This is a genomic window from Endozoicomonas sp. ALD068, assembly GCF_049310145.1.
Classification (GTDB): Bacteria; Pseudomonadota; Gammaproteobacteria; order Pseudomonadales; family Endozoicomonadaceae; genus Endozoicomonas_A.
This window is the reverse complement of sequence record NZ_JBLYNU010000004.1, coordinates 6,714,421-6,734,273: the sequence shown is the minus strand read 5'-3', so window position 1 is coordinate 6,734,273 and position 19,853 is coordinate 6,714,421. Positions and strand designations below refer to the sequence as shown.

At 49.1% G+C, this 19,853-nt stretch carries 20 protein-coding genes; 7 read left to right on the top strand and 13 right to left on the bottom strand.

Going from position 1 to position 19,853, the window contains the following annotated elements:
- Nucleotides 1-14: 14 nt before the first annotated feature.
- Genes ACO6V5_RS24325 through flgB form a run of 9 tightly spaced genes read right to left on the bottom strand, consistent with a single transcriptional unit; the run spans nucleotide 15 to nucleotide 6,530 of the window.
- Nucleotides 15-347, bottom strand: coding sequence for a rod-binding protein (locus tag ACO6V5_RS24325; protein ID WP_422413744.1), 333 nt, complete (start codon nucleotides 345-347; stop codon nucleotides 15-17).
- A 27-nt stretch (nucleotides 348-374) separates the two neighbouring features.
- The gene (locus ACO6V5_RS24320; protein WP_422413742.1) at nucleotides 375-1,493 is read right to left on the bottom strand and encodes a flagellar basal body P-ring protein FlgI; all 1,119 of its coding nucleotides are present in this window, start codon (nucleotides 1,491-1,493) and stop codon (nucleotides 375-377) included.
- An 11-nt stretch (nucleotides 1,494-1,504) separates the two neighbouring features.
- Nucleotides 1,505-2,245, bottom strand: a complete 741-nt coding sequence (locus ACO6V5_RS24315) for a flagellar basal body L-ring protein FlgH (RefSeq protein WP_422413740.1) — start codon at nucleotides 2,243-2,245, stop codon at nucleotides 1,505-1,507.
- Between the two features lie 23 nt (nucleotides 2,246-2,268).
- Nucleotides 2,269-3,054 carry a flagellar basal-body rod protein FlgG gene (gene flgG / locus ACO6V5_RS24310; RefSeq protein WP_422135167.1) on the bottom strand — a complete coding sequence of 262 codons (786 nt, stop codon included), beginning with the start codon at nucleotides 3,052-3,054 and terminating at the stop codon, nucleotides 2,269-2,271.
- A 40-nt stretch (nucleotides 3,055-3,094) separates the two neighbouring features.
- Nucleotides 3,095-3,829 (bottom strand): flagellar basal-body rod protein FlgF, encoded by a 735-nt coding sequence (flgF, locus tag ACO6V5_RS24305; protein ID WP_422135168.1) that lies wholly within the window; start codon nucleotides 3,827-3,829, stop codon nucleotides 3,095-3,097.
- On the bottom strand, nucleotides 3,829-5,049 hold the full coding sequence (gene flgE, locus ACO6V5_RS24300; protein WP_422135169.1) for a flagellar hook protein FlgE: 1,221 nt from the start codon (nucleotides 5,047-5,049) through the stop codon (nucleotides 3,829-3,831). The genes flgF and flgE overlap by 1 nt, the downstream gene beginning before the upstream one ends.
- A gap of 21 nt (nucleotides 5,050-5,070) precedes the next feature.
- On the bottom strand, nucleotides 5,071-5,712 hold the full coding sequence (locus ACO6V5_RS24295; RefSeq protein ID WP_422413737.1) for a flagellar hook assembly protein FlgD: 642 nt from the start codon (nucleotides 5,710-5,712) through the stop codon (nucleotides 5,071-5,073).
- 11 nt (nucleotides 5,713-5,723) lie between these two features.
- Nucleotides 5,724-6,143, bottom strand: coding sequence for a flagellar basal body rod protein FlgC (gene flgC / locus ACO6V5_RS24290; RefSeq protein ID WP_422135171.1), 420 nt, complete (start codon nucleotides 6,141-6,143; stop codon nucleotides 5,724-5,726).
- Nucleotides 6,144-6,530, bottom strand: a complete 387-nt coding sequence (gene flgB / locus ACO6V5_RS24285; protein ID WP_422135172.1) for a flagellar basal body rod protein FlgB — start codon at nucleotides 6,528-6,530, stop codon at nucleotides 6,144-6,146.
- Nucleotides 6,531-6,772: 242 nt separating this feature from the next.
- Here flgB and ACO6V5_RS24280 point away from each other — a divergent pair, with 242 nt between their 5' ends.
- Complete coding sequence (locus ACO6V5_RS24280) at nucleotides 6,773-7,705, top strand: bile acid:sodium symporter family protein (protein WP_422414089.1); 933 nt, start codon at nucleotides 6,773-6,775, stop codon at nucleotides 7,703-7,705.
- Here the strand turns inward: ACO6V5_RS24280 and ACO6V5_RS24275 are convergent.
- Nucleotides 7,683-9,371, bottom strand: coding sequence for a SufS family cysteine desulfurase (locus tag ACO6V5_RS24275; protein WP_422138817.1), 1,689 nt, complete (start codon nucleotides 9,369-9,371; stop codon nucleotides 7,683-7,685). The genes ACO6V5_RS24280 and ACO6V5_RS24275 overlap by 23 nt on opposite strands.
- A 250-nt stretch (nucleotides 9,372-9,621) precedes the next feature.
- Here ACO6V5_RS24275 and ACO6V5_RS24270 point away from each other — a divergent pair, with 250 nt between their 5' ends.
- From ACO6V5_RS24270 to ilvM, 5 genes are all read left to right on the top strand, one after another.
- Nucleotides 9,622-10,089: a hypothetical protein gene (locus tag ACO6V5_RS24270; RefSeq protein WP_422135175.1), complete on the top strand. Its 468-nt coding sequence runs from the start codon at nucleotides 9,622-9,624 to the stop codon at nucleotides 10,087-10,089.
- A gap of 265 nt (nucleotides 10,090-10,354) precedes the next feature.
- The gene (locus ACO6V5_RS24265) at nucleotides 10,355-11,581 is read left to right on the top strand and encodes a BamA/TamA family outer membrane protein (RefSeq protein WP_422135176.1); all 1,227 of its coding nucleotides are present in this window, start codon (nucleotides 10,355-10,357) and stop codon (nucleotides 11,579-11,581) included.
- Nucleotides 11,582-11,915: 334 nt separating this feature from the next.
- The gene (locus tag ACO6V5_RS24260; protein ID WP_422135177.1) at nucleotides 11,916-12,122 is read left to right on the top strand and encodes a hypothetical protein; all 207 of its coding nucleotides are present in this window, start codon (nucleotides 11,916-11,918) and stop codon (nucleotides 12,120-12,122) included.
- The gene (gene ilvG, locus ACO6V5_RS24255) at nucleotides 12,109-13,755 is read left to right on the top strand and encodes an acetolactate synthase 2 catalytic subunit (RefSeq protein ID WP_422413423.1); all 1,647 of its coding nucleotides are present in this window, start codon (nucleotides 12,109-12,111) and stop codon (nucleotides 13,753-13,755) included. The genes ACO6V5_RS24260 and ilvG overlap by 14 nt, the downstream gene beginning before the upstream one ends.
- Nucleotides 13,752-14,030: an acetolactate synthase 2 small subunit gene (ilvM, locus tag ACO6V5_RS24250; protein WP_422135179.1), complete on the top strand. Its 279-nt coding sequence runs from the start codon at nucleotides 13,752-13,754 to the stop codon at nucleotides 14,028-14,030. The genes ilvG and ilvM overlap by 4 nt, the downstream gene beginning before the upstream one ends.
- 8 nt (nucleotides 14,031-14,038) lie before the next feature.
- Here ilvM and ACO6V5_RS24245 read toward each other — a convergent pair whose 3' ends face one another.
- The gene (locus tag ACO6V5_RS24245) at nucleotides 14,039-15,001 is read right to left on the bottom strand and encodes a LysR family transcriptional regulator (RefSeq protein WP_422135180.1); all 963 of its coding nucleotides are present in this window, start codon (nucleotides 14,999-15,001) and stop codon (nucleotides 14,039-14,041) included.
- 278 nt (nucleotides 15,002-15,279) lie between these two features.
- On the opposite strand from ACO6V5_RS24245, the gene ACO6V5_RS24240 reads away from it, so the two are divergent.
- Nucleotides 15,280-15,738, top strand: a complete 459-nt coding sequence (locus ACO6V5_RS24240; protein WP_317145220.1) for a hypothetical protein — start codon at nucleotides 15,280-15,282, stop codon at nucleotides 15,736-15,738.
- 151 nt (nucleotides 15,739-15,889) lie between these two features.
- Here ACO6V5_RS24240 and ACO6V5_RS24235 read toward each other — a convergent pair whose 3' ends face one another.
- Both ACO6V5_RS24235 and ACO6V5_RS24230 read right to left on the bottom strand, forming a co-directional pair.
- Nucleotides 15,890-16,696: a PTS sugar transporter subunit IIA gene (locus ACO6V5_RS24235; RefSeq protein ID WP_422135181.1), complete on the bottom strand. Its 807-nt coding sequence runs from the start codon at nucleotides 16,694-16,696 to the stop codon at nucleotides 15,890-15,892.
- A gap of 164 nt (nucleotides 16,697-16,860) precedes the next feature.
- Nucleotides 16,861-19,659 (bottom strand): hypothetical protein, encoded by a 2,799-nt coding sequence (locus ACO6V5_RS24230; protein WP_422413426.1) that lies wholly within the window; start codon nucleotides 19,657-19,659, stop codon nucleotides 16,861-16,863.
- Nucleotides 19,660-19,853 lie beyond the last annotated feature (194 nt).

Below are 19,853 nucleotides of genomic sequence, written 5' to 3'. Positions count from 1 at the left end.
GTCATCTACCCCGATTAAGGTTCAGCATCAAGCCAGTCGTCTTTATCACCCAACTGCCTTATTAAAGCCTCAGCGATACCCAGCCCGCCTTCTTTACCCAGATGTCCGGCAATCTGGCTGTCAAACATTGACTGAAAAAACTGCACATCCTTGCCCGACGTCGGCAAGTCTGAGCTGCTCATCATCGCTTCATTGGCCCTGCGCATACTCTTGAGTAATTCGTTAACAAATATGGCTTCAAAGGCTTCTGCTGCTTCTTTCAAATCCTCGGGAGCTTTCCCCTGACCGGAGTCCGGCTGATAAATACCGGCCAGATGTTTAGCCGACAGAGTGCTGCCAATATCCATATCGAACGCCCTTATCGTAAATTCTATTTAAATCACAATTAATTCGGCTTCCAACGCCCCGGCTGCTTTGAGCGCCTCAAGAATTGACATCAAATCTGTGGGTGTCGCCCCGACACCGTTAATAGCCATGACCACTTCCTGCAAAGTGACTCCTTCCTTAACCATATAGATAGCGGCATTCTGCTCTTCTATTGTCACATCACTGTTTAATATGACTTCTGTGCCTCCTCCCTGAGAGAATGCACCAGGCTGTGATACCGAAGTTGCCTGCCGGACTTTGACGACCAGGTTGCCATGACTGACTGCAGCCGGACGAACACGAACATGCTCGCCCATAACCACAGTGCCTGTTCTGGAATTGAAAATAATACGTGCCGCAGGATCTGCCGTTTCAACATTCAGCCCTTCGAGCATGGACATAAAGGCCACCCGCTGGCTACTGTCTTTGGGAGCCGAAACCAGAATAGAGACACCATTACTGGCGTTGGCGACTTTGGGGCCAAAGTGATTATTAATGGCCGTCACTACCCTGCGAGCATTGGTATAACTGGGTTCTTTTAAATTCAGTACCAGCTGTTCCCCAAAGTTGAAGGCGCTCTTTACTGAACGTTCAACCAATGCACCTCCGGGAATGCGACCGGCGTTAGTACTGTTAATCTGTATAAGGCTACCAGCGACCGGAGCATCCGCCGTTCCTGCCAAACCCTGAGCAGAAACTCCGCCCACAATCAGACTGCCCTGGGCCACTGCAAACACCTCGCCATTAATACCTTTCATCGGTGTCAGCAGCAGAGTTCCACCTCTGAGGCTCTTGGCATCACCAATAGAAGAAACGGTTACATCGATTTTCTGACCCGGACGGGCAAACGGAGGCAAGCTGGCATGGACGGTGACTGCTGCAATATTTTTTGAATTCACATCAGAACTGCTGATGGTTAATCCAAACTCTCTCAGCATGTTCACCAGTGATTGTTTGGTAAACGCTGATTTATCTCCGGTGCCATCAAGCCCCACCACCAGACCGTAACCAATCAGCTGATTATTTCTGACACCTTCAACATCCACCATATCCAATAAACGACGGGCACTGGCATTACCTGCCACAACGAGCATAAGAAAAATGATTCCCCATCGCGTTGAAGACATAATGACCCCTGTCAAAATGGAAACCATGGACTGTTAAGCATCTTGCTCACCCAGCCTGGTTCATGGGCATCTGAGTTAATGCCTAATGCCACGTAATCAATTTTTGCTTCCGCCAGTCGCTCAGACGAAACCTTGTTATCCGTTTTGATATCTTCCGGCCGGACCAGCCCGCTGATCTTGATCAGCTCTTTACCCGAATTGATGGTCAGCCATTTTTCTCCCTCGACCCTGAGGGTGCCATTGTTGAAAACCTCGACCACCTTCACGGCAATATTACCTTTCAGGCTATTACCACGACTGGCGGAAGTATTGCCTCCGTAAGTTCTGGAAGGCTGAATTTCAAAGGCCAGAGATCTGCCCCCGCCAAGAATCGATGCACTGCTTTTACCAAGCAGAGTGGGATCAGGAATGCTGATGGCATTATTTTTGTTGACATTACTTAAACCACTCATGCTGATATTCGTGGTACCTTCCAGCTCGATGGTAAGAATATCGCCCAACCGATAGGCACGACGGTCGGAGAACATAAAATACCCGTAGTTGGCATTAAACAGACTGCCGTTGGGATAAACAGCTTCGTTGTAAGAGTTCCCCTTTTGAAAGGCCACTTTTTCGAGAGCCATTTTTTCCGCTTCAGGTTCAGGACGCTCTGTCACTTGCTGTTGATTACCAGCAGATCGGGTGTCCCCCTGACGGGGTGCAGTCGAACAACCCAACAACATAAAAATAGCTATAAAACACAGAAGTCTCATTCCCTGCCCTCTATCCAGCCCTGTTAAAGAGTCTGGTTAACAAACTGCATCATTTCATCAGCCGCTGCGATGACCTTGGAATTCATTTCATAGGCCCGTTGTGCTGATATCATATTGACCAACTCTTCCACTGAGCTGACATTGGATGTTTCCAGAGTAAACTGTTTCAGCGAGCCCAGACCTCCCTCACCCGCAGTGCCTTCTACCGGATCACCACTGGCGTTGGATTGCAGGTACAGATTCCCCCCCAGAGCCACCAGGCCAGCCGGATTAACAAAATTAACAACGGTGATCTGGCCTATTTCTGTCGGTTCAACCTGCCCCTGAATGGTTGCCATAACAATGCCATCTTCACTGATACTGATTCCGGTAGCGTCAGCGGGCAGGGTAATGCCAGGCTCCAGGGGCAAACCACTGGCGTTCACTATTTGACCATCTCCATTCAGATGAAACTGACCATTTCTGGAGAATGCAGCGGTTCCATCAGGTTGAGTAAACTGAAAAAAACCATTCCCGATGATCGCCACATCCAGTGCCTGTTTCGTGGTTTCATAACTACCGGGAGTAAACACTTTCTGGGTTCCGGTAATTTTTACGCCGGTTCCTATCTGCAGGCCGGAAGGCAATTCGTTGTCCTGGTCTGACAGCGCCCCCGGCTGTTTTCCAATGTGATAAAAGAGATCTTCAAAGCTGGCCCGATCCCGTTTAAAACCGATGGTATTGACGTTGGCCAGGTTGTTGGAAATGATGGCCATCTGCTTTTCCTGAGCAGCCAGCCCAGTTTTACTGACCCATAATGAGGGATTCATAGACTCATCCTCTGAGCTATAAGTTGTTATCTGCTGTCAGTTACTGATCTCTGACTAAACGGTCACCTGCAGAAGCCATGTCGCCAGCGGTTTTCATCAGCTTCATCTGGGCCTCAAACTGTCGGCTGAGGCTTAAAAACGACACCATTTCTTCCAGAGCATTAACATTACTGCCTTCAAGAAAACCGCTTCGTAACCTGACTTCCGGATCCGCCTCCAGCTCTCCACCCTCAATCGAACGAAAAAGCCCGTCTGCGCCTTTGGTAATTTCTGTAATAGTCGGGTTCACCAGCTTTAACTGGCCCACCTGAACAGGATTGCCGCCCTCAGCAGGTACAATACTTATCGTGCCGTCTACACCAAAGGAGACAGACTGATTATCCGGTAACTGAAGAGGCCCGCCATCTCCGATAACGGCATACCCCTGGGCGGTCAGTACGTTACCTTCGTCATCTATTTTTAACTGTCCGGCTCGGGTATAAGCTTCATTGCCATCACTGCCCTGGACTGCAAACCAGCCACTGCCACTGATCGCAACATCCATTGCACGACCGGTAGTCTCCATTGCACCGCTGGCAAAACGACTACCGAGTCCTCGCATTTTCGGCATCACCCGGGCTTCAAGGCCATCACCCTTCATTTCCACGGCCATACTGCTAACAAAGTCCCGGCGGAATCCGGGGGTAGAGACATTAGCCAGATTATTGGCATGTACCTGCTGGGCTTGCATGGCCAGATTGGCTCCGGCTGTGCTGATATATAGAACTTTATCCATCAGATAATATTCATCAGTGCCTGAGTAAGGTTGTTACTGGTTTCAATGGTTTTGGCATTGGCCTGATAGTTACTCTGGGCCTCAATCAAACGCACCAGTTGCAAAGAGATGTCGACATTGGATTGTTCCAGTGCTCCTGACTCCAGGGAACCCATAACACCCGCTCCCGGAATACCCAAAGCAGCATTACCTGAAGCAAAGCTTGACTGCCAGAGGCTGTCCCCTATTGGAATCAAACCACTGTCGTTAGCAAAATCGGCCAGAACGATCTGCCCCTGAACCTGGGTTTGTCCGTTGGAGTAAAGCGCCTGAAGAATACCGTCAGCAGTAATCTGAATACCGTTGAGTGAGCCCGGAGGAAAACCATTCTGGGTGACCCGGTTTACCGATGAGTCAGTGCCCAACTGAGTGAAATCTGAAAAATCGATGTTGAAGCTCATCGCGTCAGCACCGGACAGCCGGGCATCCCCGGCTGGAATACCCAGAGTGACCGCGCCGCCAACAGGGGTTGCCAGGGTTCCATCGTTATTAAATGTGACCGGCTGAGTCAGGTCCGGCCCCTGCCCATCAAAATAATATTCAATGTTCCAGGCGTTATCTGCAGTTTTTGCAAAATACATACTGACGGTGTGCGATCCACCCAGACTGTCATTAACATTAAATGCCATGGTGGAATTAAAGGTAGACCGGTTGGTTGGGTCTATTGCCACAGCAGGCGTAATGGCATCCGTTCTGGCATCCAGATTGGCAAGCGTCACCACATCGGTAGTTGCCTGAGCGGGTATAGAGGTCTGGTTGATTTTCAGGTCAGTCTGGGTACCGGCCAGTACGTTGCCTGATGCATCCGCTGAATACCCCTGAAGCCTCAGGCCCTTATTATTGACCACATTATTATTGGCATCTAACTGAAAGAAACCGGCTCTTGTGTAATTCATTTGGCCATTGTCATTCACGACAAAAAAACCCTGACCATTAACCGCCATATCAAGCGCATTATCTGTTGAAGTGATACTGCCCTGTGAGAACTGCTGACTGATAGATGCCACCTCAACACCTGCCACCTGACCATTACCACTACCTATCGAAGAGGCATAAACATCAGAAAATTCTGCACGGGACCCTTTAAAGCCAATGGTATTACTGTTGGCAATATTATTACTGACTATTTCCAGATCCTGCTGTGCAGCATTTAATCCGGTCAACCCGATTCTAAACGACATTCTCCACCCTCCCTGACAGTCTTATTTGCCAATTGTTGAGATAGAAGACAGTGGTACAGATCCCATGCCTTCAAGCCTTAATTCACTTCCGGAACTGGTCATATTGATACCGGTGACCGTAGATTTCATAGACAACTTACCGCTATAGGCTTCATTACCATTGACTCCGGTCGCAGTGACCGTGTATTGCCCGGGAGCAAGATCATCCAGAGTGAATGGAATAATGCCTGCCGACTGTTGTCCCAGTGATTTGGACTGAACCAGACTACCATCCGGCGTATAAACCCGAATAAGAACGTCCGAAGCATTAACCTGCAACTCGGTTTTCCCGCTGTATTGACCTTCCTCTTCTATCGACAGGCTATTGGAGTCAACCCAGACTTCTTTCCCTACCAGTCCGGCTGCCCCCAGAGACTGGGACTGCTGAAGTGAACTGGTCAGACCACCAATTCGATCATCAATAGAGTTGAGACTTTCAACAGAGGATATTTGCGAAAGCTGTGTCAGCATCTGGTTGGTGTCCATCGGCGCCAACGGGTCCTGGTTGTTCAATTGTGCGATGAACAGTTCGATAAACTGATCCTGGTTGACCTGTAGCGTTCTGCTGTCATTGTTCACAGCGTTAACGCTGCTGCCTGATGAGACCGAATTAATGCCTGTCATAGTTCTCCTTTTTACTCACCAAGCGACAGCAGTCGTTGCTGTAATTTCTTGGCGCTGACCATAACTTCCATACTGCTCTGGTAGCTGCGAGTGGCCGACAGCATGTCAGCCATTTCCTGCATCACATTGATGTCGGGATAGAAAACGTAACCCTCCTTGTCAGCCAGAGGGTTATCAGGTTCGTATCGTTTATTTTTGGCACTGGGTGGCATTTCCAAAACATCATCAACCTGCACCAGGGCAGCTCCTCTATTTTCTCCAACAGCCTGCTTGTAAATGGCAGAAAAAACGGGTTTAACAGGGCGGTAAGCTTCTTCAGCAGTGCTGCCTGCACTGGAGATATTAGCCAGATTACTGGCAATGGTATTCAGACGAACCATCTGGGCATTCAATGCCGAACCGGATATTTCATAGAGGTTGTCCAGTTTCATTTATCGACCCCCCTTAATAGCCTGCTCAAGGGAGCCAAGCTTTTTACGGAGAAAAATAAGACTGGTTTGAAAGTCCATGGCATTCTGAGAGAAGTATGCCTGCTCAACGCCCAATTCTACCGAGTTGCCATCAGTAGTTTGATGGAATGGAATGCGATACAACATTGAATTGTTTTGCCCAGTGGGTGGCATGTCCAGATGCCTGCCGTCGGTGGTGGCATCTCCGGAAAGCTGCCCATTCAAGATGGTTTTAAACTCTACATCCCGGGCTTTAAATCCCGGTGTATCAATGTTTGCCAGGTTTCCGGCAATCACTTCAGCACGGACTCCCCGAAACGCCAGAGCCCGGGGATGAACACCCAACGCAGCTTCAAAACTGATGGCCATAGGAGTTAAGCTCCTGCTTTATCGTTATTGATTTACTCCTGATCAACGACAATCCGGTTTTTACTCATTGCCAGACTAAGCAGCTTGCAGCAAAAACAGATTGTCGGTTTCAATGCTCCCTCTGTTACTCAACTTGCTCTGAGTGGTCTGTCACCCGGGTTCACATTGGTTTAAGATTTATCTAGCGACTCAAGAAAATCTTTAGCTGCCAATGATTAACGGTTGGCGTGGAAAAATCCTTCATGCTTTTGAATACGATGACACGACTTTTTCCTTTATGGGCGGTTATCTTTTCGGCCCTCGCTTATTCCTTCCCAGAGGGCTTTGACCACCTTGGTTACCTGATTACTCCGGGACTCAGCCTGATCATGTTGTTTATGGGACTGACCTTATCAGTGACCGACTTCGCCCGAATCAAAAATCGTTTACCCGCGCTCTCTGCTGGAGTGATTCTGCAATTCGGTATCATGCCTTTTGCCGGGTTATTGATTGCACAACTTCTGAGTCTTCCCGTGGATTTGACAATAGGCATGATTCTGGCTGGCAGTGTTGCCGGGGGGACCGCTTCTAACGTGCTGTGTTATCTGGCCAGGGGAGATGTTGCACTGTCCATTTCAATGACCGCTGCATCAACTCTGATAGGCGCTTTCGTTACTCCCCTGTTAATCAGTCTTCTTGCTCACCAGTATATTGAAGTGGAACCACTGGCAATGATGTGGAGCCTGGCCAGGATAGTTGTTTTACCGGTGGCTCTGGGGGTTCTGATCAACCATTTCTGCGATGGTTTCGTGCAAAAACTGAGCCCTCTGTTTCCACTCTGTTCCATGGCTAGCATCCTTCTGGTCATTGCCGTGGTCGTGGCGTCTAATGCTCAGGAGCTGCCAGAAATTGGACTCATTACTATTCTGGCAGTGGCTTTGCACAATGGCACAGGACTGAGTCTGGGTTATCTGGCAGCGTACCTGTCAGGCTTTGACCGGAAAACCTGCAAGACCGTCGCCATTGAAGTCGGGATGCAGAACTCCGGTCTGGCTGTTGTACTGGCTACCAAATTCTTTATGCCTACCGCTGCTCTGCCGGCTACATTCTTCAGCATCTGGCATAACATCACAGGCTCTGTTCTTGCAGCCTGGTGGGCAAAGACAGATACCGTTATTCAAACCGGTGAGCAATAGATCTGATCTCTTCTATAATCGCCCTCAGCCCATTGCCCCGTGATGGGCTCAGATGGTTGTACAGGTCCAGACTGGCAAACCATCCATCGATATCAAAACGACTGATGTCTTTTGGTGTACAACCATTAAAGACGGAAATCACGATAGCGATGAGCCCCCTGATCACTCGGGCATCAGAATCCGCAGCGAAGAACAGCTTCATGGACTGCTCGTCATAAAAATGATGCAACCAGACGGTACTTTCACAGCCATGAAGTCGTGACTCTTCGGTTCTCATCGTTTCTGGCAGAGAAGGCAGTTTCTTGCCAAGCAGCATAATATGAAGGTACTTTTCCTGCCAGCTTCGGGCATTGGTGATTGTCTGGAAAATCTGATTTTTCGTAAACTCGGCAACATGCTCACCTTCAAGCTGGTTGAAGAAGGCTGAATCGGCTTTAATCTCTTTGCTCAGGGGAGAAGCATCAAACTCGCCGTTCACAATACGGGTCAGCGCTAACAGGAAGGCATCCACATCAGCAAGTGTGTTATAGAGAGAAAAAGAAGCTCTGACGGTTCCTGACAATCCCAGATGCTCCATCAACGGCATGGTGCAATGATGGCCAGTCCTTACGGCAATACCCTGTTGATCCAGCAATAGACCAATATCCTGATTGTGAAACCCTTCGACTACAAAAGAGACGACAGACACTTTCTCTCTGGCTTCCCCCACCAAAGTGACTCCGGGAATTTTTCTCAAACCAGCTTCCGTTTTTCTTCTCAGCCTGTCTTCATGCTCAGCAATCTGTCCCATATCCAGTGACCTCAAAAAACGGATGGCTTCCCCGAGTCCGATCACGCCCGACACATTGGGAGTACCCGCTTCGAATTTGAAGGGTAAGTCGTTGAACGAAGTGCCGCTGAAACTGACCCGCCGAATCATTTCTCCCCCGGCCTGCCAGGGTGGCATGTCTTCCAGTAAGGCTTTACGACCGTATAAAACACCGATACCGGTTGGGCCAAATACTTTATGGCCGGAAAAAACATAGAAGTCACAGTTAAGTTTCTGTACGTCAATAGCAGAATGCGCCACTGCCTGGGCGCCATCCACCAACACCAATGCGCCCCTGGCTTTGGCTTCAGGAATAAGCGTTTGAAGCGGGTTCACTGTTCCAATCGCGTTGGAGACATGGGTAATAACAAGAATCCTGGTTCTGTCCGTCAACTGTTCGCGAAAACTCTTGCTATCAAGTTCTCCCTGCCTGGTGACACTGATGACTTTGATCACAGCGCCTGTTTGTTCGGCCACCAGCTGCCAGGGCACAATATTGGCATGATGCTCCATGGCCGAAAGCAGAATTTCATCGCCCGGCTGCAACTGACTTCTTCCCCAACTTTGAGCGACCAGATTGAGAGCTTCTGTCGCGCCCCGCGTCCAGATAATTTCGTCAGAACTGGCGGCATTCAGGAAATGCTTGACCTCCTCCCTTGCTTCCTCAAAGGCATGGGTTGAGCGAGCACTCAGGTAGTGTGACGCACGATGTACATTGGCATTGGCTTCCCGATAAAAGCGATCTATGGCTTCAATGACCGGGAAAGGTTTCTGGGTAGTGGCAGCATTATCCAAATAAACCAACGGATGGCCATGGGCATGCTGTTCCAGAATGGGAAACTGCTTTTTCAGGTTCATATGAGCCTTTCCTGATTCGATTCAGGCATTGTATTGATGAATACGGATTATTATCAATTGACGGTAGCGACAATATGTTAGCGACAATATTAAAGTCAGGATTTGTGACGATGCTCAGTCTGTAAATTATGAAGAAACAAGATGCTATCCACCTTATGCTTGACTGTTTCCAACATTAACCATTTATGCTCGCACAAACGTCAGGGTGTTCTAGAATACAGGCTGCAGCAATGCAACCGGAGATTTAATTATGTCGAGGCAAAATGCAAACCAAACCGTTACGATAGCATTTATCATGGTTTTGTTATCGCTCTGCTCCATGAATGCCTTCTCCGTTGGTCAGGCACAGATAGAATTCATACAGGGAGGCGGCGAGGATACTTTCACAGTGACTACGGGAGTTCCAAGAGAATGCATTGACCATGTCTCGCCGTGGTCTGTGCAAACCACTGCAGGAAACGAAAAAATCATGAATATTTATTACCGTCAGGAGGCGCCCTACTGTGACATAGATCCGTCCATCCTGCTTTTCGAGGTAAAAAGTAATCAACACTCTGACAAGCTTGCCCAATTTAAGTGGTTGAAAGATGCGGATGAAGACCCGACTTTGGTCGAAATCTATGACCCTGATCATTTATTAACGGTTGATGCTGGCGATGTCTATCGTATCAAGGTCACGGCTAGCTATGGTGGTCGGCCTCAACAAGAACTCAGGTAAATCAGAACACTTCAGTGTGAAACAAACTACGAGCTGGCCAGAACATTATCAGGGTAACTAACTGTCAACTCAGATTTTTTTATCATACTGAGAGAGGGTCGACTGCATAATCCAAAGTTCAGCAGGTCAATAGGCACAACCTCTTATTCCAGAACGTTGGAACCAATTAGAAAATAGCGCATTACCTTAAGGATCTGCTGCACACACAATGCGCAACAATACCCAACGCGGACAAAAAACAAAGCTTGTTGGAGCTTCTTTACTCTTGACTGCCGGGCTTCAAAGCGCGTTTGCTGCGACGCCTGCAAGTGAAGAATTCGATTTTGCCGGAATCCCCTTCCTGTTCAGTTCTGAAGACTGGGGCACCGCCTTGGGTGGTGCCGGACTTATCAAAGGCATTGGACAACCACAGGCCTCTCTGTTCGGAACCGCCATTGCCTCCAGCAATGGTTCCGCGATGGCCTATGCCGGTCTTTATAATCTCATCATTCCCGGTTTTGATCAGATGCTGGTGAGTGTCAATGGGCTTTATGGTGATTACACACAGTCCAGATATTATTTGCCCGGCAACCCTGACTTTTCCGGAGAGCAACCCGGCAGCAATGAGTCGAGTAAGGAAAACTTCATAACCCCTGGCAGTATTGAACAAAGCTATTCAGTCCGTTTCAAATACATTTTTCCTATTGCAGAAGGTCGAAACGGTGCACTGTCCAGCCTGAAACAGGATGCACTGGGCAATGCCGCTGCGGGTAAAGTCTGGAACCCTCTGATATCCGGTATCAGCTCTTTCGACATTCAGCCTTTTTACGAAAGTGTGAAACTTGAAGACCACTCGACAGATTCTGCAGACGAAGCTGCCGGTATCAGGCTTACTCTGGATTATGACAATCGTAACGCCAGTCAATTGCCGACCCGGGGCAGTCAGACAACCTTCACCTACACCAGGGACTGGGGTAGCGAAAGCCGTGCCGACTGGACAACCTGGCAATTTGAGTTCAGCAAGTTCTTTAACCTGGGTAGCAATGACTATCTTGACCAGCAGGTCATCGCCTTGAACGCCTGGCTGGCTGATACGCCTACCTGGAACGACACTACCGATGTCAACGGCGTAGAGGAGTACAAGCGCCCCCCTTCTTTTGCCGGAGTCTCTCTGGGCGGCTGGGATAAGCTGAGAGGTTACAACACTGAGCGTTTTCATGGCCGATCAGCAGTGTCTTATAGTCTGGAGTACCGGGCAGTTCCTCTCTGGCAGCCACTTGAGAATCTAGCTGTCATCGGACCTCTGTACGATATTCCCTGGTGGCAATGGACCCTGTTTGTTGATGCTGGCCGCGTTGCTGACGACTTCGACCTGAGAGAACTTCACACCGATATGAAATACAGCGTGGGCGGTGGTATCCGCTTTAAGGTGGAAGGTGTCACTGTAAGAACTGAAATCGCCAGCAGCAAAGAAGACAACCGGCTTCGCATATTTATTAACCAGCCTTTCTGAGGATTTACCAGTGAGGACACTCTGCCTCACTGGCTCTGCCACCTTTCCGAGATTTTATTTTTTTCTGGTAGATGCTGACTGCGTGTGTTATACCTGACAACACGTTAAATAACTTGATATGTATTTGTCAGCCATGAAAACCAACCCCATAAGCAACATCATTCTGCTACCAGTCGTGGTGATTATCGTCTCTGCGCGGGGGTCTGTTGGCTGACAGATCAGAGTTTCGAGGAACCCCCCGCACCGAAAGGTTCGGGGGGTTTTTTCGTATTTGGGGCCTAAAAACCCGGCAAGTATAAACAAGATAAAAACTCCAAACAGAGAGGATAGAACCATGCTAAACGTAAACAACAAACTGATTCTTGCTATTCTGAGTCTGGCCACTGCGGCAGTCATCAGCCTTCCTGAACTGCTGCTGATTATCCTCCCTGTTGCCGTATTTTTCTTTGCGCAGCAATGGTTTGAGTTGAACACTGGCAAGCCTGTTCGCATCAAGTCTGAAGTTCATCCCGGGCGAGGTCAACCCCATGAACGGCGCTAATGTACTGGTAAGAAATCTTACCCAACGCGGAGTCCGGCATGTTTTCGGTTATCCCGGTGGCACAATTATGCCAGTGTATGACGCCCTTCTGGATTCCAATATTGAGCACCTTCTTTGCAGACATGAACAGGGAGCCGCTTTCGCTGCTATTGGCTATGCCAGAGCCAGTGGCAAAACCGGAGTCTGTATTGCTACTTCCGGTCCTGGCGCAACCAACCTGATCACCGCTTTATCTGACGCCATGCTGGACTCCATCCCTCTGGTAGCCATTACAGGTCAGGTGCCTGTTGCCATGATGGGAACGGATGCCTTCCAGGAAATCGATATTCTGGGTATGACACTGGGTTGCACCAAGCACAGCTTTCTGGTGACGGACCCGAATGATATCTGCGAAACCCTGAACAAAGCTTTCGATCTGGCTCAATCTGGCCGCCCGGGTCCTGTTCTGGTTGACCTGCCAAAAGATATTCAGCAAGCAGAAGCTCACTATGCACCACCGCTCAACGTGATAGAAGAGAGAGCTGCCGAAAGTTATGACAAGATTGATACAGCCCTCTCATTGCTCCGCAAGAGCAACAAGCCTCTTGCTTATATCGGTGGTGGAGCAGGCATGGCTGATGCGGTAAACGAACTCAGAACATTCCTGACAGAAACCTGTCTTCCCAGTGTTTGTACTTTGAAAGGTATCGGAGCGGTTTGTCCTGAGGATCAGGGCTACCTTGGTATGCTGGGTATGCATGGGACCCGGGCTGCCAATCTGGCAGTGCAGGAATGCGACTTGCTGATAGCCATCGGAGCCCGCTTTGATGACCGGGTCACAGGCAGGCTTGAGAGCTTTGCACCCGATGCGAAAGTCATCCATCTCGATATTGACCCGGCAGAATTTGGTAAGCGTCGCCTGGCTGATGTCAGCCTCGGTGGTTGCTTAAAGAAGAATCTCAAAAGCCTGACCATCGCCTTAGAAAAGGGTGACTGGTTACAGCACTGTATAGCCAGCCGCGCTGCCAGCCAGTGGGTTTATGACAAACCCGGTAAGGATATCTTTGCGCCTCTGCTTCTGAAACAGTTATCTGAAGCCTCCCGCGAGAATTCTGTCATCAGTTGTGATGTGGGTCAGCACCAGATGTGGGTAGCCCAGCACATGAGCTTCTCTCATCCTAACAACCATCTCTCCAGTGCCGGGCTTGGCACCATGGGCTTTGGTCTGCCGGCAGCGATAGGCGCGGCCATTTCAAGACCGGAAGACGATGTGATACTGGTTTCCGGAGATGGCTCTTTCATGATGAATGTGCAGGAGCTGGCTTCGATCAAAAGAAAACAGCTCCCCATCAAAATTGTCTTACTCGACAACCAGCGGCTGGGCATGGTGAAGCAATGGCAGGAACTCTTCTTTGACCAGCGCTACAGTGAAACTGACCTTTCGGACAATCCTGATTTTGTTACGCTGGCCAATGCATTTGGCATTGAAGGCAGAATGATTACCGAACGACATGAAGTGCTCCCGGCCCTGGAAGAAATGCTTCTGGCTCCGGGACCAAGAATGCTTCATGTCTGTATTGATGAGCGAGAAAACGCCTGGCCCCTGGTGCCACCCGGCGCCGCCAACCACGAAATGATGGAGGCAAGAGCATGAGCGATTCCAAAACCCACTACTCTCTGACCATCCAGTGTCATAAAAAACCAGAGGTGATGGAGAGACTCCTGCGGGTAATCAGACACCGGGGATTTGATCTCGAGAGCCTATCCATGAGCAGCTCCGAGTGTGGGAAAATGGTTTCTGCTGCACTTGATGTCTCCGGTGAGCGACCTGTTGAGATGCTCACCCGTCAGATAGAAAAGCTATATGATGTTCTTCAGGTGTGCCAGCCCCCGACAACGGAAGCAATCGCCCGGGAAAGTATCATTTGAGAACAGGGTCAGGAAAGGCGTGCACCTGGCCTTTTCCGACTTTCTTCTGACTCATTGGCAAACATATACAGCTCTTTGCTCCGGATATGTTCCAGCAATGCATCACTGATGAACTCCCTCATCCAACGATGCGCCCTGTTCATCTCCCAATACTCTGGCCAGACAATATCGAAGCTGACTTCCGGGATAATTTTTGGGCAATCACGGATCACATAGCCTGACAGATCGTCCAGGAACATGGACAGTGAAGCCGGAGCCATGAGCACACAGTCTGTTCCCTTGATTAACGCCAGACTGATCGAAAGACCGGGTGACCAGGTTTTCACCTGCACCTTGCTCAGGAAATGGTTGATCTCGCTCTGTTGATGCAGATTGATATTGTCCCGTTGTACCACAAAGGAAAAAGACTTCAGAGCCTCTTCTGAAAAAGACTCATGGGCCAAGGGATGGTTTTCACAGAGAATCAGGCACATCCGATCTTTCATCAGTGAAAAGCTGGATAATCCTTCTTCCCGAACGCCCATATAACCAATGGACAGATCCAACTTTCCGGCTGCAACATCAACAGCGGGATTGATGGCTTGCAATTCAAAGGTCAGCCCGGGTGCCACCGCCCATATTTTTTGCAGTACTTCTGGCAGAATTCGCTCCAGCACCGTGTGCCCCGAAGCAATCCGGAAATGTCGCTGGGTAGTCGCAATATAAAATTGCTGGTTTTCAAAAATACTGCTCGCTTCCGTGACCACTCTGTTCACATCTTCATGCAGTGACGTAGCTTTCTCGGACAAAAAAATCCGATTGCCTTTTCTCACCAGAATCGGATCATTCAATGCTTCCCGCAACTGGGCCAGAGTTCGACTCATGGCAGACTGGGTAACACACATCATCTGCGCTGCTTTGGAAACACTCTGGGTGTCCAGCAGGGCTTTCAGGCCGGGCAGCAGGTTCAGGTTCAGTCTGGAAAGGTTCATAAATACAGCAGAAGGATTGATAGAAAATAAAAGTATGGCCAAACAGCCCTACATTACGAATAAAAAAAACCTTTCAGAAAACCTTTCATGAAAGCTATGGTGGCCAAATGTATCACCTTAAATCAACTGTTAGAAGATCTACTTGATGCCTTTAGGTAACACCCGAAATTCGTAAAAGTACAAATACTTATTTAACCTTTCATTTGATCCGCAATCAGGTACACTGGAATTGTGCACTCGTTTACAGGCATTACTGAAAGCGCAGTTAAGGAGGGTCCATGAACCATAACAAGTACAAAGAACTGCAGGATCTGGTAGACAACTACCTGGACTCGGGGTTATCAGCCAGAGAGTATGTTGAAGCCTGTGTGGATGCAGGCGATATCAGCGCTGCAGAAGCCCTGAAGTTGCTGTCTGTTCTCAGGGAAGCTCAATCTGTTACCTTCAAGTTGGCCGAAGTCGCGGACTATGAGAACCCCGGACTTCAAATGACACTTATGCGCAAGGGAGAGGAGTATGAACATGATAATCCTCTCTTTAATATCACTTTTGATGAAAGCCTCGATCCTGACAGGGAGGAAGTGATCGATCTATTGCAGAGCTTTGCCAAGGATCTGGCAGTGCTGGCAACCCGTGGGGAGCTGAACGAAGCCGAAGCAGTGGACTCTATTGATGAGAGCCCTGAAGAGTGGCTCGATCACCCGAACATAATGCCCGCCAGTGAAACCCGTCATTAACCGGATACTTTATGTTCATCACTGAGGTAGATGAAACTAACAACTTCCTGGAGGCCTGAGTTCCAGATAGAATTTGCAAAAGCGCCCGTTCAAGGGCGCTTTTTACTTTGGGAGCCTTTCGGACTGAACTCAAAAGCGCGCCAGACCCAGATCAAAAAAAACTCTTCTGAAACAACTGATCAAGACGCTTTAACGCATCAAATGCGTGAAGACCAGAAAGTCTGATACCCAGAGTCTCACCACAGACCAGCTCAAGACCCAACAGTTTGACCAGGCTTCTTCCATTGACATAGTCACCATTCTTACTGACATTGCGGACATAAACACGGGCATCATAGTGCGTCAGGGCAGCAATAAAGGCACTGCCGCACCGGGCATGTAAACCATTAATGTTGTGGATAAGATACTCTCTGGTCAGTTCATTGCTTTTCGTGCATGTACGACTGACCCAGCCTCTCTCACAGGTTTCCTTCTGGCTCTGGTTCAAGTAAGCCTTTTGCCATTCACTGAGACTGCCCAGCCCCGGTAATGGTTTGCCCTCAAGTGCATCGACAATAATTTCAGGCTCACGGGTGCGGGCCAGATAATGACAGAGAGGACGATTGTCCAGAACCCTGGTCAGACCGCCCAGAATCCTGAGGTGTTCATGGCAGTGGGCAGCTATGCCAAAGGCCAGAAAAACAGGTTGATTCACTCCCCATTCAACACCTTCAGGAAACTGAATGACAACCACGCCCGTCTTCTTAATGGCGCGGCGAAGTTCTGGCATGCCGTGAGGTATAGCGATACCGTTATCCAGAAATGTGGAAGCAAGGCTCTCCCGGGCGTGGATACCCGGAAGGTAGTCGGCTGAAACCAAACCGGTTTCCAGCATTTTTTTGCCAGCTAACTGCAAAGCCTCCTGCTTGCTATCAGCCTCCTGCTGCAAAAAGATCTGTCTTTTTTCGAGTTTTAACATCAGTGAAAGAACCGCGCTAAACCGTCCCAGCCAACATACTATAGCCGAAACACAAGAGGGCATTATAGCCAGTTATCCTTCCGGTCAGAGTTTTTATAGTTAACGCCTCTACAACGGTAGACCGGGTCGGGACAGAATTCACTGTCGAGGTACAAATCCTGACGTCAGGCTGAGTCAACTCTCAGCAACTGCAGGCCCGCCTGCCCTTCAACCTGATGGGTGTTAATTGCTAACTGGCCTCTGGCCATTGCGCGTTTTAACCAGAAATTGGCCAGCCAGGGACCCAGTAGAGGTACTCTGGCACCACGAACCTTAATGAAGGGTTGCCTGAACTGAACAATATCCTCTTTCAGGGGAGCCTGAACAGACAGAGCCAGGTCAGATCCCACCAGCCAGCTAAACAGCAAAGGCAGCTTCCCAAGCACCTTGAGGGCAGGTACTTTCAGAGCAAAACTCACTTGCGGTGTATCCCCCTTGACCGCTAATTTCACCTGACTGACCTCTGGACAATGGCTAAGATCACCCAAATAAATTTCTGTCCCTGGCAGTGCTGCTTTTTCAGGGTTTTCCTGAAGCGTGTTGAATGCTGGCTCCTTACGTTCGGGCTCAGGTTCAGATTCAGGTTCTGACTTTATATTGCTATGACTCACGGAACTTTCGGATAGAGGAGCCGGTATCTCTTCGGGTATTTGAGAAGGCAACCCGGTGCTGATGTCAGCCTTTTCATTGATTACAGGAGTCGCTTCAATCTCTTTGGGAAAGGATGACGGTATCTCATGGGTCGACAGTTCTTTCTGTTCGTCCGGAGCAGAAAGCGGTTCCAGTTCACCCAGCAAGCCCAGGCAAAGCAGGTTCATGACCTGATTGGACGACTGAGGATTCATACCCATTTTTTCCTGGAACAGCTGATCCAATTTACTGACCTCATGCGGCTTCCCCATCAGATCAGAGATAGCAAGGGCCACCCACTCCTTATCTGCAACCGGGCGCTCTCTGGCTTCGACACGAACATCTCCGGCAGCCAGACAGGCCACGCTGCCCAGGTCGACAGAAAGGTAACTGCCGATACCAAGAGGATTATGGGTACCAATGGAGTTGTAATTTTCAGAGGTACAAGCCTGATACTGTTTCCATAGCCGTTCCAGTTTCCGAAACTCAAGAGGAAAGTCCAGTTGCAGTAATTGGTGAACAATCTCTCCCATTGGCGGATTCACTTTCAGAGAGACATCTTTCAGGCTGACGGGAAACGCTTGACGGGTACCTGACACTTCGTTGACCAGCCCCAGGTTCAGGACGACATCGGGCATTTTGATTTCAAGCACACCCTCCTCACCCAGACGGAATCCGGAAAACTTCAGAGAGGCGGACGATAACTCGCCATGGGCTGTGTCTGTAAAGTCGATGCGCTGCTCACCAAAACCCATGGATGCAGAGGTAGAAGGGTCTGATGCCTGCTTTTTGGCAAGTCCTCTTAAGGTATGAAAGAGCTTCAGGGCATTTTGGTAAGAATGGATGGATTGGCCAGCATTGGCTTCGCGATACATCATAGCCGCAGTCCGCTGTTTCTGCTTCGACAACTCTTCTTGCCTCTGCTTAAGCAATTCCCGGGCTCGTTGCAGATCTTTCCGGCAAGAGGCCAACATGACCTGGCAAGCCTTTTTCTCCTTGCTTTCCTTCATCCCCGGAAGATCTTCTTCGAGCATCTTTACCGTCTTTTCTCTTGACTGATACAGACCGACCGTAGCATTGGCTTTTACGGCAAAGCCATCTTCCCGCTCTCTGGACTTTTTAAGACTGTCAGCACCCAGCTCTTTTTTCCAGGTCGTCACCATCGGAGCAAATAATCGGATGAGCGCTTCTCCCATCGCTTGCATGAACAGGTCTGACTTCACCCCTCTCTCTTCCGTTTCCAAGCCATCAAACGAGCATTGAATAACATCACCCAGATGCCTTTTTGCATCCGATCCTGATGTCTCTGCATAGAGAGCTCCAAAGGCCTCAGAGCATTTTTTGTAGGCGCTGAAAGTCTCTGTCTTTCTACAGGTCAACAAGTGGTTCAATGGCTCGGCAAGGGGTTCGCCAATGCAAACACGACAGCTCCCCTTCATTTTGATGGGGCCAACCGCTTTATCTTCTTCCAGGGAAAAGCAATCGGCAGAGATTTCGGGTACTTCCAGCTCCAGCAGCCCCTTCTCAAAACAGAAACGACTGGTATTAAGGACCAGATTTTTCACCTGAAAGTCATAACGGTCAGGATCGGTCACTTTCACATCACCCAGACGCATTTCAAACACCTTGCCCCGGTGCTTGTCCTTCCTGTTTCTTTTGAAAACATCTTTCATTAGTGCAAGGGCTTGGATACCGGTTGAAATATTCTCTTCCAGTACCTTCATACTCTGCTCAAGTTTTCTTTTACTGACTGGCAGCGACTGCTCATAAGAACGCACCTGTTCAGCGGATCTTGTTAAATAAGCCTTTTTGAGAACCAGCTGTGCCTTTATGCTCAGTTGCTTTTTAACCAGAATAATGTAGTGATCCATCTGCTCAGGCGTCAGGACCTTGATACTTTTGCGTAGCCTTTGCAGTGACTCCTCAGCAAGCTGCAGACTGTGCTCCAAGTCTTCGATATCCCGCTTGAATGACTCCTGATTCTCAAGCTCATCATTGATTAAATTGCGAAACTCTTTCTGAGTGGCACCGGTAACCGATGAAATGGCAGAGCTGAAAAAAGAGATAAAACTGGACGACAGTGAACTGAGCGCACGGGTCAACAGGCCGGGTTTAACCGGGACTGTCTCTATTCCCCTTTCAGCCAGTGATCGGAAAGGTTGATATTCTGAACGAGACAGGATCTGTTTGCGGGTTGTCTCTTCCTTGCGAACCCCCTGAACCTCATTATCCAAGTCCGAAGACGGAGGCAGATGCAGGGGCTTTCTGCCGGTTACTTTATTGCCTAATTTCATTACCTTTTATTAACCATTTCCCTGGTAGACGAGTGTCTGAAACACTGGTTTAATACGCCTGCAACGTTAGTGTAACAATTTAAAAAGCCTGACATGCACAGACTCAGCTCAACGACCGATTGCGGCGGGTCTGCATGTTTTCGCTAACGTGTTAGCGTGGTTGTGAAGTGGTCTAATGACACCGGACACCTCGT

Excerpts from the sequence above, each read along its gene's own strand:
- ACO6V5_RS24325 (WP_422413744.1), bottom strand. The coding sequence starts at position 347 with ATGGATATTGGCAGCACTCTGTCGGCTAAACATCTGGCCGGTATTTAT.
- ACO6V5_RS24320 (WP_422413742.1), bottom strand. The coding sequence starts at position 1,493 with ATGTCTTCAACGCGATGGGGAATCATTTTTCTTATGCTCGTTGTGGCA.
- ACO6V5_RS24315 (WP_422413740.1), bottom strand. The coding sequence starts at position 2,245 with ATGAGACTTCTGTGTTTTATAGCTATTTTTATGTTGTTGGGTTGTTCG.
- flgG (WP_422135167.1), bottom strand. The coding sequence starts at position 3,054 with ATGAATCCCTCATTATGGGTCAGTAAAACTGGGCTGGCTGCTCAGGAA.
- flgF (WP_422135168.1), bottom strand. The coding sequence starts at position 3,829 with ATGGATAAAGTTCTATATATCAGCACAGCCGGAGCCAATCTGGCCATG.
- flgE (WP_422135169.1), bottom strand. The coding sequence starts at position 5,049 with ATGTCGTTTAGAATCGGGTTGACCGGATTAAATGCTGCACAGCAGGAT.
- ACO6V5_RS24295 (WP_422413737.1), bottom strand. The coding sequence starts at position 5,712 with ATGACAGGCATTAATTCGGTCTCATCAGGCAGCAGCGTTAACGCTGTG.
- flgC (WP_422135171.1), bottom strand. The coding sequence starts at position 6,143 with ATGAAACTGGACAACCTCTATGAAATATCCGGTTCGGCATTGAATGCC.
- flgB (WP_422135172.1), bottom strand. The coding sequence starts at position 6,530 with ATGGCCATCAGTTTTGAAGCTGCGTTGGGTGTTCATCCCCGGGCTCTG.
- ACO6V5_RS24280 (WP_422414089.1), top strand. The coding sequence starts at position 6,773 with ATGCTTTTGAATACGATGACACGACTTTTTCCTTTATGGGCGGTTATC.
- ACO6V5_RS24275 (WP_422138817.1), bottom strand. The coding sequence starts at position 9,371 with ATGAACCTGAAAAAGCAGTTTCCCATTCTGGAACAGCATGCCCATGGC.
- ACO6V5_RS24270 (WP_422135175.1), top strand. The coding sequence starts at position 9,622 with ATGTCGAGGCAAAATGCAAACCAAACCGTTACGATAGCATTTATCATG.
- ACO6V5_RS24260 (WP_422135177.1), top strand. The coding sequence starts at position 11,916 with ATGCTAAACGTAAACAACAAACTGATTCTTGCTATTCTGAGTCTGGCC.
- ilvG (WP_422413423.1), top strand. The coding sequence starts at position 12,109 with ATGAACGGCGCTAATGTACTGGTAAGAAATCTTACCCAACGCGGAGTC.
- ilvM (WP_422135179.1), top strand. The coding sequence starts at position 13,752 with ATGAGCGATTCCAAAACCCACTACTCTCTGACCATCCAGTGTCATAAA.
- ACO6V5_RS24245 (WP_422135180.1), bottom strand. The coding sequence starts at position 15,001 with ATGAACCTTTCCAGACTGAACCTGAACCTGCTGCCCGGCCTGAAAGCC.
- ACO6V5_RS24240 (WP_317145220.1), top strand. The coding sequence starts at position 15,280 with ATGAACCATAACAAGTACAAAGAACTGCAGGATCTGGTAGACAACTAC.
- ACO6V5_RS24235 (WP_422135181.1), bottom strand. The coding sequence starts at position 16,696 with ATGTTAAAACTCGAAAAAAGACAGATCTTTTTGCAGCAGGAGGCTGAT.
- ACO6V5_RS24230 (WP_422413426.1), bottom strand. The coding sequence starts at position 19,659 with ATGAAATTAGGCAATAAAGTAACCGGCAGAAAGCCCCTGCATCTGCCT.